Raw genomic sequence first — 14,693 nt, 5'->3', positions numbered from 1 at the left:
GAGGGCCCGATCATGAAACTCACAACGCTGATCTTGCTGCTGACTTGCTGGCTCCCGCTGGCGTGGGCCAATAACGAGCCGGCCGTGGCGCGGGTCAATGGCGAGGAGATTTCCGGGTTTCGCTTCGAGCGTTTCTTCGCCGAATACCTGGAAGATCAGGGCCGTGCGGTCTCGAGTATTCGCAGCCCCAAGGCCTACAAGGAACTGCGGCAGGCGGCGTTGCAAGTGTTGATCGACAAAGAACTGCTGTGGCAGGAATCGCAGAAACGTGGCCGACAGATCGACGACCAGGTAGTGCGTCAGCAGATCGAGCAAACCCGCATGGCCATCGGCGGCGCGGATAAATTCGTCCGGCGCTTGCAGGACGCCGGTTTCGATGAGGCATCCTTCACCGAGTACACCCGCCGCGAGATGGCGGCGCAACAGATGTTCGCCGAACTGATCCGCGCCAATACCTTGCAACCGCGCCACCTGCTGATCCGTGTGCCCGCGCAAGCGGATGCAGTCACAGTGGCACAAGCGCGTCTACGCTTGTTGCAAATGCGCGCCTCGATTGTCAGCGGCGCGAGTTTTGCCAGCGATCCGGTGCGTTCACCGTTTGGCTGGCATGTGATTTATTTGCCGAACCACTTGGAGGCCGCCGATGTCCCAGATTTGCAGGGGCTGGATACAGTCAGGGCACAGCTCGCCCGACAGCAACAGACCCAGGCTCGTCGTCAGGTGCTCGCGCAATTACGGGTGCAGAACAGGATCGAACGAATTGACGACGACTGAAGGTTCCCCCCCAATAGTGGGGAATGGCTTCGATGCCCATTCAGGTGCTTCCCCGTTTCTGGGGAACGGGGTACCGGGACGAGCGGGCATTGTCATTAAATTCAAGGACATGAAGACGTAAAATTACCGGCACTCAGCCTGGCATGAAGTGTGCGTTACCCATGGTAAGGCGCACTCTCAGGGCGGGGTCATCGGACCTGCTGTTTCAAGGAGTCGACCTTGGTTAACAAAGTACTGGTTGTCGAAGACGAACAGCTGCTTGCACAGAACCTTCAGGATTATCTGTCGGCGCAGGGGCTGGACGTCCGGATTGCACATGACGGAGCGACGGCAATCGGCCTGGCCGAAACCTTTGCCCCCGACGTGCTGGTGTTCGATTACCGCTTGCCTGATATGGAAGGCTTTGAGGTGCTCGACGCGGTCCGCCAGAACAGGACGTGCCATTTTGTGCTGATAACGGGTCACCCGACCGCTGAAGTCTGTGAGCGGGCGCGGCAACTGGGGGTCAGCCACATCCTGTTCAAACCGTTTCCTTTGGCGGAACTGGCCCGAGCTGTCTGCGACCTTCTGGGCTTCAAGCGCGAAGCGAAACCCGGTGCAAACCCTTCCGAGGGTTTCGTCGAACGACGCCAGAGCAGGACCGAGAGCTTCCCGTTGCAGTTGTACGATGGCAGTTGGGTGTTGGCGGATCGGCGACGGCAGTCGCGACCCATGGCGCCGGACGACGATCAAATGCTCACCGGGGAGTAATGGCGCGAACAGACGTTCCGGCACTTGCCGCCAAGGTTTGCCGCGCCGACAGGGCTCTAAGCCCCGGTTGGAGAGCAAGCCATGGAACGTCTGTCCGTTGTCGTCGAACCGCTGCTGGCCGAATGCGCCCCCGAGCGCTTTTCCAGTGAATACTTTTCCAGCGAGCAGTTGTCCCAGGCCCGGGCGCGGGCCGCCACCTCTGGCGAACGCGTGCTTGAAGCCCTCGGCGTACTCTGTGAACTGGCGCCGATGCCGTTCATTCACACCCTCGGCGCCACCCTGCATTACCCGGTGCTCGACACCGACAGCCTGTTTGCCGCGACGCCGGTTTTCGACCGGGTCACCCTCGCTCAATGCCTGAAACGTGAATTCATCCTGCTGCGCCACAACGACGAAGTGATCGGCGTATTTGCCGACCCCTTCGACCCGTCGCGCTTGGCCTGGATCGACGATTGCCTGCACGGCGCGCCGCTGCATCTGGTGCACGCCGATGACCTCAAGGCCTATCTGGCCCGTCACGAAGAAAGCTTCCACGCGGTCGAATCGCTGAACGCCCAAGGCGACACCCACAACGAAATCGATACCCTGCAAAGCCTGTCGCTGACCAGCATCAGCGAAGACGCCAGCAGCGTGGTGAAACTGGTCAACTCGACCCTCTATGACGCGCTGAAAATGCACGCCAGCGACATCCACCTCGGCACCACCGGCCACGGTCTGGTGATCAAGTACCGCATTGACGGCGTGCTCAACAACATCAGCAAAGTCCAGGGCAATGAGTTCGCCGAGCAGGTGATCTCGCGGGTCAAGGTCATGGCTGAACTGGACATCGGCGAAAAACGCGTGCCGCAGGACGGTCGCTTCAAGATCGGTATCAGCGGCCGCCAGATCGATTTTCGCGTGTCGATCATGCCGAGCATCTTCGGCGAAGACGCGGTGCTGCGGGTGCTCGACAAACAGGATCTGGCCGACAAGGTCTGCGGCGTGCAATTGCAGGCGCTGGGTTTTGAAGACGAAACCCTGCGCCAGTTGCGCCGCCTCGCCGCCGAACCTTATGGAATGGTCCTTGTGACCGGCCCGACCGGCAGCGGCAAGACCACCACGCTGTACGCGATGATCACCGAGATCAACCATGGCGTGGACAAGATCATCACCATCGAAGACCCGGTCGAATATCAATTGCCGGGGGTACTGCAAATCCCGGTCAACGAGAAAAAAGGCCTGACCTTCGCCCGGGGGCTGCGCTCGATCTTGCGCCACGACCCGGACAAGATCATGGTCGGCGAAATCCGTGACCCGGACACCGCGCAGATCGCCGTGCAATCGGCACTCACCGGACACTTGGTGTTCACCACCATCCACGCCAACAACGTTTTCGACGTGATTGGCCGCTTCACGCAAATGGAAATCGACCCCTACAGCCTGGTCTCGGCGCTCAACGCGATTCTCGCCCAGCGGCTGATCCGGCTGGTGTGTGCCAGTTGCAGCGCGCCGGTCAATCCAAGCGATGAAGAGCTGCGCGCCTCAGGCCTCGATCCACAGAAAGTCGACCATTACCACTTCGTCCACGGCAAAGGCTGCGGCCATTGCCGGGGCAGCGGCTATCGCGGGCGCACGGCGATTGCCGAGCTGCTGCACCTCGATGACGAACTGCGCCAGATGATCGTCGAGCGCCAACCGATCAAACAAATCAAAGCCCTGGCCTGCGCCCGTGGTTTGCGCCTGCTGCGCGAATCGGCGCTGGAGCTGGTGGAACAAGGTCGCACCACGCTGGAGGAGATCAATCGTGTCACTTTTATCGCGTGAGCGTTTTGTCGCCGTGCTCGGCGCCAGCGGTGTTGGCCTCGGTCAACGGCGCGGCAGCGACACCCTGTGGCTGGGCAGCGTCGGGTACATCGACGAAGGCTTCCAGAGCTACGCGGTGGCGCTGGACACCCTCGATCGCCTGCTCGGTGAACACGCCCGCGCCGGTGCCGAATTGAGTGTGGTCATCTCCGGCCACTTCAGCCGCTTCTGCCTGGTGCCGTGGAGCGCGCAGATCAGCAGCCCTGAGGAACTGCGTGGCTTTGCCCAACTGTGTTTTGAAGACCTGTTTGGCGCGCCGACCCAGCCGTGGAGTCTGGTGCTGTCTGCTGAGCCGGCCGGTTACGACCGCATCGCCAGTGCCTTGCCGCAAGAGTTGCTTGAGCGCTTGCGGGTGCTGGTCAGCGGTCGCGGTTTGCGCCTGCGCTCGGTGCAGCCGTACCTGATGGCGGCGTTCAACCGCTTCGACAAAAGCCTCGATGCCGGCGACTTCCTGTTTGTCGTCGCCGAGCCGCAACGCAGCGTGTTGTTGCTCGCAAGGGAAGGGCGCTGGGCCGGTGTGCGCTCAGTGGGCGGCAGCGACAGCGATGCCGCGTTGAATGCCCTGATCGGTCGCGAACGCCAGCTGCAAGCCTCGACCAGCGAACGCGCGTTCAACGTTTATCTGCATGCGCCGGCGCGCCTCGATGCGCATCCGGACGTGGCGGGCGTGCAACTGCGCACCCTTGAAGACGACGCGATGAACGTGCGTGACGGCTTGTACGTCATGTCCCGGGCGGTGGCCTGACATGCGCGCGCTCAATCTCGACTTTCAGCCGCGTCCGCGTTCCGGCCCGTTGGGCTGGAGCCTGCTCGGCGGCGGTGTGCTGCTGGCGCTGCTGTGCTTCGGCGTGCAACAGCACCTCGACGCGCACACCGAACAGCAACAAGGCCACCTGCAAACCACCCAGCGTCAGCTCACCGGCGACAGCGCTGCCAAGTCCACTCTGAGCCCGGCGGAAACCCGCGAGCAAGCGGCAAATCTCGCCGAGATGCGCAAGGTCTCGCAGCAACTGCGCCGGCCTTGGGAACGCCTGTTCGCCATGCTCGAAGCGATGCCGCGCGATGACGTCGCGCTGCTGACCTTGACCTCGGATGCACGCAAAGGCCAGGTACGCATCAGCGCCGAAGCACGAGATCTGCAAGCGATGCTCGACTTCCACAAACGTCTGGAAGCCAGCGACGAGCTGTCCGACGTGTCGCTGCTGAGCCACGAAATCGTCGTCAAATCGCCGGAGCAACCGGTGCAATTCAACCTGTCGGCGACTTGGGAGATTGGCGATGCGAATCCCTAGACTGATCGTCCACGAATACCTGCAAGGCCTCGGCATTCCGGGCCTCGCCGGGCTGGCATTGCTGCTGGTCGCCGTGGCTTGGGCACTGGGTGGCTTGCTGCCGGGCTGGCAATCGTTGCAGCACATCAGCCTGCAGACTCGGGAAGCGAGCGCGTATCTGGCCAAGGTTGAAGACGGCAGCATCGCGCCGCCGGTGGTGCCACAGCGTCAGCTCGACGACTTCCGCAACAAACTGCCGGCGCAACCGCAAGCCACCGTCGCCATCGACCGCATCTACGCCCTCGCAGCGCAAGAACACATCACCCTGGCGCGCGGCGAATACGCCCTCGGCGTCGACCCGAAAACCCATCTGGCGCGTTATCAGATCCTCTTGCCAGTGCGCGGCAGCTACCCGCAACTGCGCCGCTTTCTGCATGCCTTGCTTGGTCAGTTGCCGGCGGTGGTGGTGGAAGACCTCGAGTTGCAACGCAAGAAGATTGGCGACACCGACCTCAATGGCCGGATCCGTATGACCCTTTACCTGTCGAGGTCGTGATGAATACCAAGCGCGTGACAGGTTGGTTGGCATTCTTCGGCGTAGCTACTGCGCTGGCGTGGTTGCCGGAATATTTCTCGCCAAGCGAAGACGCCGATTCCAACGAAGTCGCCGTCGCCACGCCGGGGAAAACCCGGGGCGCGCTGCCGGCCAGCACCGCCAAGGCCAAGGATGCGTCGATCAAGGACTTGAGCCCGGCCGGCGACTTGTTCGCGGCCAAATCCTGGAAGGCCGCGCCGACCCTGGCCACGGTCACCGAAATTGCCATCAATCCAGCAACAGTGGTGCAAGCCCCGAGCCTGCCACCGGTGCCTTTTCAGTTCGTCGGCAGGCTGCATGACCGCAGCGATCTGCAAGTGTTTTTGCAGAACGGCGAAAAGATCTACGTCGTGCGCAACGGGGATGTGATCGACGACACCTGGAAGATCACCGGCATTTCCGATCTGGAATTGAGCCTGGTCTACCTGCCTTTGCATTTGTCGCAGACCCTGTCTGTGGGGAGTACGCAATGAACCGTTCCCGTTTGCTGATGAGCCTGGGCCTGTGTGCCGGGCTGGCCGCGTGCAGTTCTGCACAAGTGGCCAACAAGGAAGCCACCGACCTGATTGAACAGGGTCAGTACGAGGCGGGGCTGGCCCGGGTCGAGGAAGGCCTGCGCGAAAACCCACGGGACACCGAGCTGCACTTGCTGCTCAACAGCGGTCGGGCCAAGGCCATCACCGCGTTGCTGACGACCGGCGACACTGACCGCTCGCGCCGCGACTTCGCTTCGGCGCGGGTGGCCTACAACCGCGTGCTGACCATCGAACCGAACAACCGCCGCGCTCAGGATGCCCTGAAGCAGATGGACTACCTGCGCAGCATGGACGAGAAACTGGAACTGGCCCGTGGCGACCTGCGTCGCGGCGACATCTACGGCGCTGATCGCCAGGTCAAACAGATCCTCGAACTCGACCCCAACAACGAAGGCGCGCTGGCGCTGCAAGGCAACATTCGTCTGGTGCAGAGCCGCAACGTGATTGCCTATCCGCAACTGCGCACCAAGCTCGATCGCCCGGTAACCCTGGAATTTCGCGACGCCAACCTCAAGACCATTTTTGAAGTGCTGTCGCAGGTCGCCGGGCTCAATTTCATCTTCGACAAAGACCTGCGCCCAGACATGAAAGCGACGATCTTCGTGCGTGACGTGCGCATTGAAGACGCCGTGACCCTGCTGCTGCAACAGAACCAGTTGCACCAGAAAGTGGTGAACGAAAACACCTTGCTGATCTACCCGGATTCGCCGCAGAAAGTGAAGGATTACCAGGAACTGGTGATGCGCACCTTCTACCTGACCAGCATCGACGCCAACACCGCGCTGAACATGGTCAAAACCATGCTCAAGACCCGTGACGTGTTCGTCGACGAACGCCTCAACACCCTGACCATGCGCGACACCGAAGACGCCGTGCGCATGGCCGAGAAACTCCTGCAGTCGCAAGACCAGTCCAACCCGGAAGTGGTGCTCGAAGTGGAAGTGATGGAAGTCGCCACCCAGCGCATTCTCGACCTTGGGCTGCAATGGCCGAACACCTTCGGCGTGGTAAACAGCGACGGTTCGGCGGTGACCCTGCTTGATCAACTGAAAGGCATCAATTCCAGCCGGATTTCGATCTCGCCGTCGCCGCAAGCCAAGATCAACGCGCAGGACAATGACATCAACACCCTCGCCAGCCCGGTGATTCGTGTGAGCAACCGTGAGCAGGCGCGCATCCACATCGGTCAGCGCGTGCCGATCATCAGCGCGACTTCGGTGCCGTCGACGCAAGGCCCGGTGATCACTGAGAGCGTCACTTACCTGGATGTCGGTCTGAAACTCGAAGTGCAACCGACCGTGCACCTGAACAACGAAGTGGCGATCAAGATCGCCTTGGAAGTGAGTAATGCGACGCCGCTGGAGCCGACCCGTCAGGGCACGATCCCGGTACAGGTCGACACCCGCAACGCGCAAACCTCGCTGCGCCTGCACGACGGCGAAACGCAGATCCTCGCCGGGCTGATGCGCAATGACCACGGCGCCACCGGCAACAAGATTCCGGGCCTTGGCGATATTCCAGGCCTTGGCCGGCTATTCGGCAGCAACAAAGACACCGTCGGCAAATCCGAACTGGTGCTGTCGATCACCCCGCGGATCGTGCGCAACCTGCCGTACCAGAGCCCGTCGGACATGGAATTCTCCACCGGCACTGAAACCAGCATGCACATTCAGGCCCCGGATCGTTCGCAGAGCTATGTGATGCCATCGCCTGCCGCGCAGCCGCGTGCCGTCGGTGAGTCGGCCGTGGCCACCACCCGTGTCACCGTCGAGAAGCCTTGATCATGAACGCCTCCCAACGCGGTTTCAGCCTGATCGAAGTCGTGGTGACGCTGGCCCTGATCGGCCTGTTGGCGAGCATGGCCGCGCCACTGACCGAGACCCTGGTGCGGCGTGGCAAAGAGCAGGAGTTGCGCAACGCGCTGTACCAGATTCGCGATGGCATCGACGCCTACAAGCGTGCCTTCGATGCCGGTTACATCGAGAAGTCGCTGAACAGCAGCGGCTACCCGCCGAACCTGCAAGTACTGGTCGAAGGCGTGCGCGATGTGCGCAGCGCCAAGGGCGCCAAGTTCTACTTTTTACGCCGCATCCCGCGCGATCCGCTGGTGCCGGCCAAACGTGATGACGAAGGGGGTTGGGGCGTACGCGCCTACAACAGTTCGGCTCAAAACCCGCGCGATGGCGAGGACGTGTTCGACGTCTATTCCCACGCCCGGGGCAAGGGCCTCAACGGCATCGCCTACCGCGAGTGGTGAACCTCATGCGCCGGGAAAAAGGTTTTACCTTGCTGGAGCTGATGGTGGTGATGGCGATCATCGCCACGCTGATGACCATCGCGCTGCCGCGCTACTTCAACAGCCTTGAAGCGTCGAAGGAAACCACCCTGCGCCAGAGCCTGTCGGCGATGCGCGAGGCGCTGGATCACTTCTACGGCGACACCGGGCGTTATCCGGATTCCATCGAGCAACTGATCGAACAACGTTACCTGCGCAACGCACCACTCGATCCGATCACCGAACGCAAAGACCAGTGGGTGCTGATCGCGCCACCGGACGGCGTCGCCGGCGGTGTGGCGGATATCAAAAGCGGTGCTACCGGGAGGGCGCGTGATGGCAGCCAGTATTCCGAGTGGTAACCGCGCGCAGCAGGGTGGCTTCACCTACCTCGGCGTGCTGTTCCTGATCGTAGTGATGGGCATGGGCCTGGCCAGTGCTGGCGAGTTGTGGTCGACCGCTTCGCGCCGCGACCGTGAACGCCAGTTGCTCTGGGTCGGCACCCAATACGCACAGGCGCTGCGCAGCTATTACCGCAGTTCGCCAGGGCTGGCGCAGTACCCGAAAGAACTGGCGGACCTGCTTGAAGATCAGCGTTTTCCCGAGGCCAAGCATCACCTGCGTCAGCTCTATCCGGACCCGATCGGTCAGGGTGAATGGGCATTGCAACGTGGTTTCGATGGACGCATCACCGGCCTCAACAGTCCTTCGACCGAGCTGCCGTTGAAGCAGGCCGACTTCCCGACGCAGTGGTCGGATTTCGAAGGCATGCAGCGTTATTCGGACTGGCAGTTCGTAGCCGAAAAAGCCTTCCTCGACGGCACCAATGGCCCGGCGAAAGGCCAGTCGAATCTGCCACAGGCGTTGCAGCCATGATTCGCCAATGGTGGTGCGCGCTGGTCTTCACCCTAGCGGCGCTCTGCGCCCAGGCCGGTGAAGAAGACGAAATGATGGGTTTCATCGTCGATGACACGATCTCGCACATCGGTCACGACTTTTACTACTCGTTCAGTGAACGCCTGCGCGACACCAGCCGGATGGATTTCAACCTGGTGGTGCGCGAGCGGCCCGACGCGCGCTGGGGCAGCCTGGTGACCGTGGAATATCAGCAACGCCTGGTTTATCGGCGCTTCCTGCCGCCGAACACCGTGGAACTGAAAGAGGAGGCCTACGCGGCCGCCGACTGGGTTCGACGCCAGGTTGTCCAGCGCAAGCTGGAGGCTCTGTTGCAGGACACCACCGACCTTGAGAAGGACGAACTATGAACAGCACAACGTTCTCACGGCGCAGCGGATTGTGGATCTCGGGGTTGTTGATCGGGCTCGCCAGCGCCGCTGCCGTCCAGGCCACTGAACTGGTCTACACGCCGGTCAACCCGTCGTTCGGCGGCAACCCGCTCAACGGCACCTGGTTGCTCAACAACGCGCAGGCGCAAAACGATCACGACGATCCGGACCTGAAAAGCCGTTCGAGCGTGGCCGGCACCTCGGCGCTGGAGCGCTTCACCAGTCAATTGCAATCGCGGCTGCTAGGGCAGTTGCTGGACAACATCTCCACTGGCAACACGGGGAGCCTGTCCACCGACTCTTTTATCGTCAACGTCATCGACGACTCTGGGGCACTGAGCATTGAAGTGACCGATCGAGCGACCGGTGAGGTTTCGGAAATTCAGGTGAACGGCCTCAACCCATGACGGGCTGACGGTTCCGGGGAGAACGGACATGAAAAAGATCATTGCGTTAGGGCTGCTGTTGGCGACATTACAAGGGTGCAGTCTGCGCGAGCCGATGTCGGCCGAGCAGGACACCGAAACTCCGACCCTGACTCCCAGGGCCTCGACTTATTACGACTTGCTGAAGATGCCCCGGCCCAAGGGGCGGTTGATGGCGGTGGTCTACGGCTTCCGTGATCAGACCGGGCAGTACAAGCCGACGCCGGCGAGTTCGTTTTCCACCAGCGTGACCCAGGGCGCGGCGTCGATGTTGATGGACGCGATGCAGGCCAGTGGCTGGTTTGTGGTGCTTGAGCGGGAAGGGCTGCAGAACCTGTTGACCGAGCGCAAGATCATTCGCGCGTCGCAGAAGAAGCCGAATACGCCGGTGAATATTCAGGGTGAGCTGCCACCGTTGCAGGCGGCGAACATGATGCTCGAGGGCGGGATCATCGCGTATGACACCAATGTGCGTAGCGGTGGGGAAGGGGCGCGGTATCTGGGGATTGATTTGCAGCGTGAGTATCGGGTGGATCAGGTGACTGTGAATTTGCGTGCGGTGGATGTGCGCAGTGGGCAGGTGTTGGCGAATGTGATGACCAGCAAGACGATTTATTCGGTGGCGCGTAGTGCGGGGATTTTCAAGTTTATCGAGTTCAAGAAGTTGCTTGAGGCTGAGGTTGGGTACACGACCAATGAACCGGCGCAGCTTTGTGTGTTGTCGGCGATTGAGGCGGCGGTGGGGCATATGGTGGCGCAGGGGATTGAGCGGCGGTTGTGGCAGGTGGCGGGGGACGCTTCTGTGCCTTCGCAGGATGATGTGTTGAATCGGTATTTGAGCCAGAACAAGGTGGATCCGGAGGCGGAGTGAACGTGGCGGCCTTCGGGCCGACCAGGTTCTTGCAGATGTACTCGGTTTCAACTGTGGGAGCGAGCCTGCTCGCGAAGGCTTTTTGTCAGGCGCTGGGGTTCTTTCTGACTGAGTACATATCCATTCCTGCGGCAACGGCCACCTAGGGTTTCGCCCTGACGGCGACTCACTTTTTTTACAAACGCCTAAAAAAAGTAAGCAAAAAAACGCTTGCTCCTACGTACGGCCCGCTCGCTAAAGCTCGGGGTTCCTTCGCTCCGTGATCGATCCGGGCGCAGCGCCTACGGTTTGCTTCGCTGCACCTCCTCTCGCTGTGTTTGGCTGCGCCAAACGGTCGCTGCGCTCCCACGCCCGGATCAATCCCTCCACTCAGCCTTCCGACCTCGCCCGTGGATCAAGATCAAGAGCAGGCGAGCTGACACTCGGCCTATTGAGTGGTGAGGAGCACAGCGTGGTCGGCTTTGGATTTGTGGTGGATTCGCCCCTCATCGGAACGCCGCCCGCCCAGCCCTCTCCCGAGGGAGAGGGAGCCGATTTTTGGGCCTTTCAAAATCTGAGTTCAACGCGGTATCGCACGTCGGCGTACCTCTACCAAACCATTCGGTCAGTCCCCTCTCCCTCTGGGAGAGGGCTAGGGTGAGGGGCTCTTGCTTCAACGCTTCAAAACCTGAGTTCGACGCGGTATTTCACGTCGGCATACATCTCCCAAACACCACGGTCAGTCCCCTCTCCCTACGGGCGGTCCGACGTTTCGGGAGGGCTAGGGTGAGGGGCTCTTGCTTCAACGCTTCAAAACCTGAATTCAGCTCGGTATTTCACGTCGGCGTATCTCACCCAAACACCTCGGTCAGTCCCCTCTCCCTCCGGGAGAGGGTTAGGGTGAGGGCTGCGATCTGAAGTGTGTTTAAAGAAGTGTCTGAATCGGCGGAACCTTCCCACAATGTTTTCAGGTTGTCCGTCGGACGTCCGGTCTCTAGCCTGTGTTCGTCGCTGCCAATTCAGCGACCGGGCATGGAAACCCGAAGACACGAGAGAGCAGATACGCCTTTCATAACGTATGCTTGCGCACTTTCATTGTGTGCACTCTGTTATGGCGGTTGTGCGCGGGAGACATTCGTGTCTGCCGGGTTGCTCTCTCCCGGATTTCCAGCCTGCGTACAGCTGCCACCCATTTTTCCTGGAAGTCGAATGGGCCAGCTGCAACTATCAATGAGAGAGAATCACCATGAAAAAACCAACACCCAATCCCCCAGAACCAGACACCAACACCACATCCCCCTACGCCTCAGTCGACAGCAAAAAACTCCACGAAGCCGCCGACCGTGCCCTCGATTTCTACCTCAACCCCACACCCCACATCATGTCCAGCGCCAACGAGCCGGAACCCATGTACCTCGCCAATCCCAGGTACAACACCGAATCCCTGCTCGCCAACGCCAGCGAAACCCTCGGCTCGGCCAGCGAAATGCTCATCAACTTCGCCGCCTCCCTGGAAACCTCTCAGCGCAAAACCGCACTGGGCATCGCTCAAGTAGTCATGCTGGGCGAACTGGCGGTGAATCAAGCCCTCGATCACGTCGAGTTGAAGGATGGTTAATTCCCCGAAGATCCAAAACGATAAGGAAGTGGAAAAGCGCCGTCCGACCTTGGAAGCGTTGGCGGATGTGGATGCTGATCGCGTCATCGATGATCAAACAGTGCGGGACTGGGCTGACTCTTTGATTCGCTCGGAATCAACATCAAAGAGTTCCCCATAGCTCAGGAAAAATAGAAAACAAAAAACGCGACCCTCGAAAAGGTCGCGTTTTTTTTCGTTAGCAAATAATTACGTTTGATCTGCGTTATGGATATTCCTGACGCGCATGCAAAACGCTCAGAATATTTATCCGACCCACCACTTGATAAATGATCAGGTAATTGGGGTGTACGACCATCTCGCGAGTACCGGGTGCTCGACCCATTCGATAGAGGTGTGGATGTTGAGCAAGGGTAACCGTAGCGCCTTCGATAGCTTGGGAAAGTCTGTCAGCCGCTACTAAGTTCCTGTCACTGATGTAATCAAGGATTTTAAGGAGTTCAGCCCGAGCTTCGGGCTGCCACTCAACCTGCATCGTATTTTTTACGCTTTGCTTCCATCAGGGCACGCATCTCGGCCATAACCTGATCATTTGGAATGCTCGGTCTTGTATCACTCATCGAAGCCTGCACTTTGGCGATTAACCAACGGTCATAGCTCGCGGCCTGCTCTTCGGGGTCAAGATCTGAAACAACTGGGCACAGTGGGTCGATTAAAGATGGGTCGATCATGGCACCTCCGGGTTTAATGCCTCGAAGTCTATTCGGTAAAGCATTTGCTGTCGTCGCTGGCTGGATGAATAGCACGTTGGTCAAGCTCCATGAGGATCAATTTGTCCCAAAGAATCCTAGACGCCCTGCTTCCGACGGCCAACCGCCAGAAGTGGTAGGAAAACACCACGAATTTGGTAAAAGCTTTCTTTTTTCTGTAGGACTCGGCTGGTCTGGCAAGCCTCGTGTGTGGTTACGTCGGCCCACAAAAAAACCGCGACCCCCTCACCAGAGAATCGCGGCCCATCAACACCCAACCCCTACTGCTGCAAAACCGTCGCTTGGTTAGCCGACCCGAACTGCTGAATATTCGCCGTCTGCGTGACCCCGCTCTGATCGACATTGGCAATGTTCCCCGTGCCCCCCTGGGTCACATACGCCACGTTCATCGTATCCGCCTGTTTCACGGTGATCATGTTGTCACTGCCATACAACTGCGCGGTATAAGCCTGGTTGCCCGACCCAGACTGATCAAACTCAGCGCTGTTGCCCGTGCCATTCGAGGAACCCTGAACCAGGTTGCCCGTCCCGCGCTGATCCGAGATCAGAATGTTGTCGCTACCATTCTGATCAAAATACAGCTCGTTATACGACTCCGCCTGACTGACCGTGGTCTTGTTGCCAGTTCCGGTCTGGTGCGTGGTCATCACCTGCCCGACACCATCCTGCGTGAAGCTGGCGATGTTGCCATTGCCCGCCTGAGTAACCGTCGCGCGCTGGCCGCTGCCGAACTGGCCGCCGGATTGCGGGCCTTTCCAGTTGCTGGCGTAGACCTTGTTGTCATTGCCCACCGAAGTGGCGTTGAGCACGTGGCTGTCGCCGTTCTGGTAGGTGAAGTGCACGTTGCCGTTGCCGACCTGATACAGCGCCAGTGTCGAGTTGACCGATTCGAACTGGTCGGCGTAGATCGCGTTGCTGTTGCCGACCTGGGTGACGGCGGCGGTGTTGTTTTCGCCGAAGCTTTGGTCGACCACGGTTTCGTTGCTGTCGCCGTACTGGTTGACGGTGGCTTGGCTGGCGAGTTGCGCGTCCTGCCAGATTTCGGTGCCGTTGAGGTTGCCGAACTGGTTGATGGTGATGTTGCCGCCGGTGCCGTTGCGTTGGTCGCCGTAGGCGTAGTTGCCTTCGCCGGCCTGGTTGATGCCGATCTGGCCGCCGTTGTGCAGCACTTGTTCGGCGGTGCCGTAGTTGGCTGTGCCGTATTGGGTAATCACCGAACTGTTGCCGCTGCCTTCATAGAGTTGTTCGATGTTGGCTTCGTTGCTGTCGCCGAACTGGAAGGTTTTGCCTTCGCTGCCGTTCTGCGAGTCCTGATAAATGAACGAGAAGTTGCCGGTGCCTTGCTGCTGTTGCAACGCGCTGTTCGGTGAGCCGAAGCCCAGCGACTGGCTGGCGTGGGCGGTGTTGAAGGCGCCGACTTGTTGCTGGGTGATGGTGGCGTTGTCTTCGTAAAGCTGTTCGGCGTAAGCGGCGTTGTAGTCGCCGACCGCGTCCTGGGTGATCACGCTGGTGGCGTGGTCTTGCACGGCGGCGGCGTCGTTGCCTTGGCCCAGTTGGGTCTGGGTGGTGGTGCTGAATGGGGCCTGGGTCTGCTTCACATCCGCGATGTTGGCGGTACCGACCTGGCTTTGGTTGGACAGGCTGTCGTCGGCCATCGCCTGGGCACTGATCATGACCAGGATGGCGGCGGTGAGGGGCGTCAGTTTGAACATGATGAACTCT

The 14,693-nt window shown here is 60.1% G+C and carries 18 protein-coding genes; 15 read left to right on the top strand and 3 right to left on the bottom strand.

Annotation, left to right across the window (positions count from 1 at the left end; genetic code table 11):
• Positions 1-12: 12 nt before the first annotated feature.
• The 15 genes from F8N44_RS14955 (at position 13) to F8N44_RS14885 (ending at position 12,222) form a co-directional block, all read left to right on the top strand.
• Complete coding sequence (locus tag F8N44_RS14955) at positions 13-774, top strand: SurA N-terminal domain-containing protein (protein ID WP_150650825.1); 762 nt, start codon at positions 13-15, stop codon at positions 772-774.
• Between the two features lie 219 nt (positions 775-993).
• On the top strand, positions 994-1,524 hold the full coding sequence (locus tag F8N44_RS14950; protein WP_064392623.1) for a response regulator: 531 nt from the start codon (positions 994-996) through the stop codon (positions 1,522-1,524).
• A gap of 81 nt (positions 1,525-1,605) precedes the next feature.
• Positions 1,606-3,327 carry a GspE/PulE family protein gene (locus F8N44_RS14945; protein ID WP_150650824.1) on the top strand — a complete coding sequence of 574 codons (1,722 nt, stop codon included), beginning with the start codon at positions 1,606-1,608 and terminating at the stop codon, positions 3,325-3,327.
• Positions 3,308-4,111 (top strand): hypothetical protein, encoded by an 804-nt coding sequence (locus tag F8N44_RS14940; RefSeq protein WP_150650823.1) that lies wholly within the window; start codon positions 3,308-3,310, stop codon positions 4,109-4,111. The genes F8N44_RS14945 and F8N44_RS14940 overlap by 20 nt, the downstream gene beginning before the upstream one ends.
• A 1-nt stretch (position 4,112) precedes the next feature.
• Positions 4,113-4,658: a PilN domain-containing protein gene (locus F8N44_RS14935; protein WP_150650822.1), complete on the top strand. Its 546-nt coding sequence runs from the start codon at positions 4,113-4,115 to the stop codon at positions 4,656-4,658.
• The gene (locus tag F8N44_RS14930) at positions 4,645-5,193 is read left to right on the top strand and encodes a GspMb/PilO family protein (protein WP_150650821.1); all 549 of its coding nucleotides are present in this window, start codon (positions 4,645-4,647) and stop codon (positions 5,191-5,193) included. The genes F8N44_RS14935 and F8N44_RS14930 overlap by 14 nt, the downstream gene beginning before the upstream one ends.
• Positions 5,193-5,705 (top strand): hypothetical protein, encoded by a 513-nt coding sequence (locus F8N44_RS14925; RefSeq protein ID WP_150650820.1) that lies wholly within the window; start codon positions 5,193-5,195, stop codon positions 5,703-5,705. Before F8N44_RS14930 ends, F8N44_RS14925 begins: the two co-directional genes overlap by 1 nt.
• Complete coding sequence (locus F8N44_RS14920) at positions 5,702-7,549, top strand: secretin N-terminal domain-containing protein (protein WP_150650819.1); 1,848 nt, start codon at positions 5,702-5,704, stop codon at positions 7,547-7,549. Before F8N44_RS14925 ends, F8N44_RS14920 begins: the two co-directional genes overlap by 4 nt.
• A gap of 2 nt (positions 7,550-7,551) precedes the next feature.
• Positions 7,552-8,025 carry a type II secretion system protein gene (locus tag F8N44_RS14915; protein WP_038364886.1) on the top strand — a complete coding sequence of 158 codons (474 nt, stop codon included), beginning with the start codon at positions 7,552-7,554 and terminating at the stop codon, positions 8,023-8,025.
• Between the two features lie 5 nt (positions 8,026-8,030).
• A complete protein-coding gene (locus F8N44_RS14910; RefSeq protein WP_007919395.1) occupies positions 8,031-8,405 on the top strand; it encodes a type II secretion system protein in 375 nt (124 codons plus the stop codon).
• Positions 8,380-8,919 carry a type II secretion system protein gene (locus tag F8N44_RS14905; RefSeq protein WP_150650818.1) on the top strand — a complete coding sequence of 180 codons (540 nt, stop codon included), beginning with the start codon at positions 8,380-8,382 and terminating at the stop codon, positions 8,917-8,919. The genes F8N44_RS14910 and F8N44_RS14905 overlap by 26 nt, the downstream gene beginning before the upstream one ends.
• Positions 8,916-9,308 (top strand): curli production assembly/transport protein CsgE, encoded by a 393-nt coding sequence (gene csgE / locus F8N44_RS14900; protein WP_150650817.1) that lies wholly within the window; start codon positions 8,916-8,918, stop codon positions 9,306-9,308. Before F8N44_RS14905 ends, csgE begins: the two co-directional genes overlap by 4 nt.
• The gene (locus F8N44_RS14895) at positions 9,305-9,736 is read left to right on the top strand and encodes a curli assembly protein CsgF (RefSeq protein WP_064120104.1); all 432 of its coding nucleotides are present in this window, start codon (positions 9,305-9,307) and stop codon (positions 9,734-9,736) included. Before csgE ends, F8N44_RS14895 begins: the two co-directional genes overlap by 4 nt.
• A gap of 28 nt (positions 9,737-9,764) precedes the next feature.
• Positions 9,765-10,625, top strand: a complete 861-nt coding sequence (locus F8N44_RS14890) for a CsgG/HfaB family protein (protein WP_095124770.1) — start codon at positions 9,765-9,767, stop codon at positions 10,623-10,625.
• 1,225 nt (positions 10,626-11,850) lie between these two features.
• Positions 11,851-12,222 carry a DUF6124 family protein gene (locus tag F8N44_RS14885; protein ID WP_150650816.1) on the top strand — a complete coding sequence of 124 codons (372 nt, stop codon included), beginning with the start codon at positions 11,851-11,853 and terminating at the stop codon, positions 12,220-12,222.
• 244 nt (positions 12,223-12,466) lie between these two features.
• Here the strand turns inward: F8N44_RS14885 and F8N44_RS14875 are convergent, their stop codons facing one another.
• From F8N44_RS14875 to F8N44_RS14865, 3 genes are all read right to left on the bottom strand, one after another.
• Positions 12,467-12,736, bottom strand: coding sequence for a type II toxin-antitoxin system RelE/ParE family toxin (locus F8N44_RS14875; protein WP_150650815.1), 270 nt, complete (start codon positions 12,734-12,736; stop codon positions 12,467-12,469).
• Positions 12,726-12,932: an antitoxin gene (locus F8N44_RS14870; RefSeq protein WP_083368637.1), complete on the bottom strand. Its 207-nt coding sequence runs from the start codon at positions 12,930-12,932 to the stop codon at positions 12,726-12,728. The genes F8N44_RS14875 and F8N44_RS14870 overlap by 11 nt, the downstream gene beginning before the upstream one ends.
• Positions 12,933-13,231: 299 nt before the next feature.
• Positions 13,232-14,683 (bottom strand): curlin, encoded by a 1,452-nt coding sequence (locus F8N44_RS14865; RefSeq protein ID WP_150650814.1) that lies wholly within the window; start codon positions 14,681-14,683, stop codon positions 13,232-13,234.
• Positions 14,684-14,693: the final 10 nt, after the last annotated feature.

It is taken from the genome of Pseudomonas fluorescens (assembly GCF_902497745.1).
Lineage (GTDB): Bacteria > Pseudomonadota > Gammaproteobacteria > Pseudomonadales > Pseudomonadaceae > Aquipseudomonas > Aquipseudomonas fluorescens_BM.
Note: the sequence above shows the minus strand (reverse complement) of the source record. Positions and strands in the feature narration are given on the sequence as shown.

What these genes read in the sequence shown, in the direction of transcription:
- F8N44_RS14955 (WP_150650825.1), top strand. Translation starts at nt 13, where the DNA reads ATGAAACTCACAACGCTGATCTTGCTGCTGACTTGCTGGCTCCCGCTG.
- F8N44_RS14925 (WP_150650820.1), top strand. Translation starts at nt 5,193, where the DNA reads ATGAATACCAAGCGCGTGACAGGTTGGTTGGCATTCTTCGGCGTAGCT.
- F8N44_RS14945 (WP_150650824.1), top strand. Translation starts at nt 1,606, where the DNA reads ATGGAACGTCTGTCCGTTGTCGTCGAACCGCTGCTGGCCGAATGCGCC.
- F8N44_RS14910 (WP_007919395.1), top strand. Translation starts at nt 8,031, where the DNA reads ATGCGCCGGGAAAAAGGTTTTACCTTGCTGGAGCTGATGGTGGTGATG.
- F8N44_RS14905 (WP_150650818.1), top strand. Translation starts at nt 8,380, where the DNA reads ATGGCAGCCAGTATTCCGAGTGGTAACCGCGCGCAGCAGGGTGGCTTC.
- F8N44_RS14920 (WP_150650819.1), top strand. Translation starts at nt 5,702, where the DNA reads ATGAACCGTTCCCGTTTGCTGATGAGCCTGGGCCTGTGTGCCGGGCTG.
- F8N44_RS14930 (WP_150650821.1), top strand. Translation starts at nt 4,645, where the DNA reads ATGCGAATCCCTAGACTGATCGTCCACGAATACCTGCAAGGCCTCGGC.
- F8N44_RS14935 (WP_150650822.1), top strand. Translation starts at nt 4,113, where the DNA reads ATGCGCGCGCTCAATCTCGACTTTCAGCCGCGTCCGCGTTCCGGCCCG.
- F8N44_RS14870 (WP_083368637.1), bottom strand. Translation starts at nt 12,932, where the DNA reads ATGATCGACCCATCTTTAATCGACCCACTGTGCCCAGTTGTTTCAGAT.
- F8N44_RS14895 (WP_064120104.1), top strand. Translation starts at nt 9,305, where the DNA reads ATGAACAGCACAACGTTCTCACGGCGCAGCGGATTGTGGATCTCGGGG.
- F8N44_RS14885 (WP_150650816.1), top strand. Translation starts at nt 11,851, where the DNA reads ATGAAAAAACCAACACCCAATCCCCCAGAACCAGACACCAACACCACA.
- csgE (WP_150650817.1), top strand. Translation starts at nt 8,916, where the DNA reads ATGATTCGCCAATGGTGGTGCGCGCTGGTCTTCACCCTAGCGGCGCTC.
- F8N44_RS14875 (WP_150650815.1), bottom strand. Translation starts at nt 12,736, where the DNA reads ATGCAGGTTGAGTGGCAGCCCGAAGCTCGGGCTGAACTCCTTAAAATC.
- F8N44_RS14915 (WP_038364886.1), top strand. Translation starts at nt 7,552, where the DNA reads ATGAACGCCTCCCAACGCGGTTTCAGCCTGATCGAAGTCGTGGTGACG.
- F8N44_RS14865 (WP_150650814.1), bottom strand. Translation starts at nt 14,683, where the DNA reads ATGTTCAAACTGACGCCCCTCACCGCCGCCATCCTGGTCATGATCAGT.
- F8N44_RS14890 (WP_095124770.1), top strand. Translation starts at nt 9,765, where the DNA reads ATGAAAAAGATCATTGCGTTAGGGCTGCTGTTGGCGACATTACAAGGG.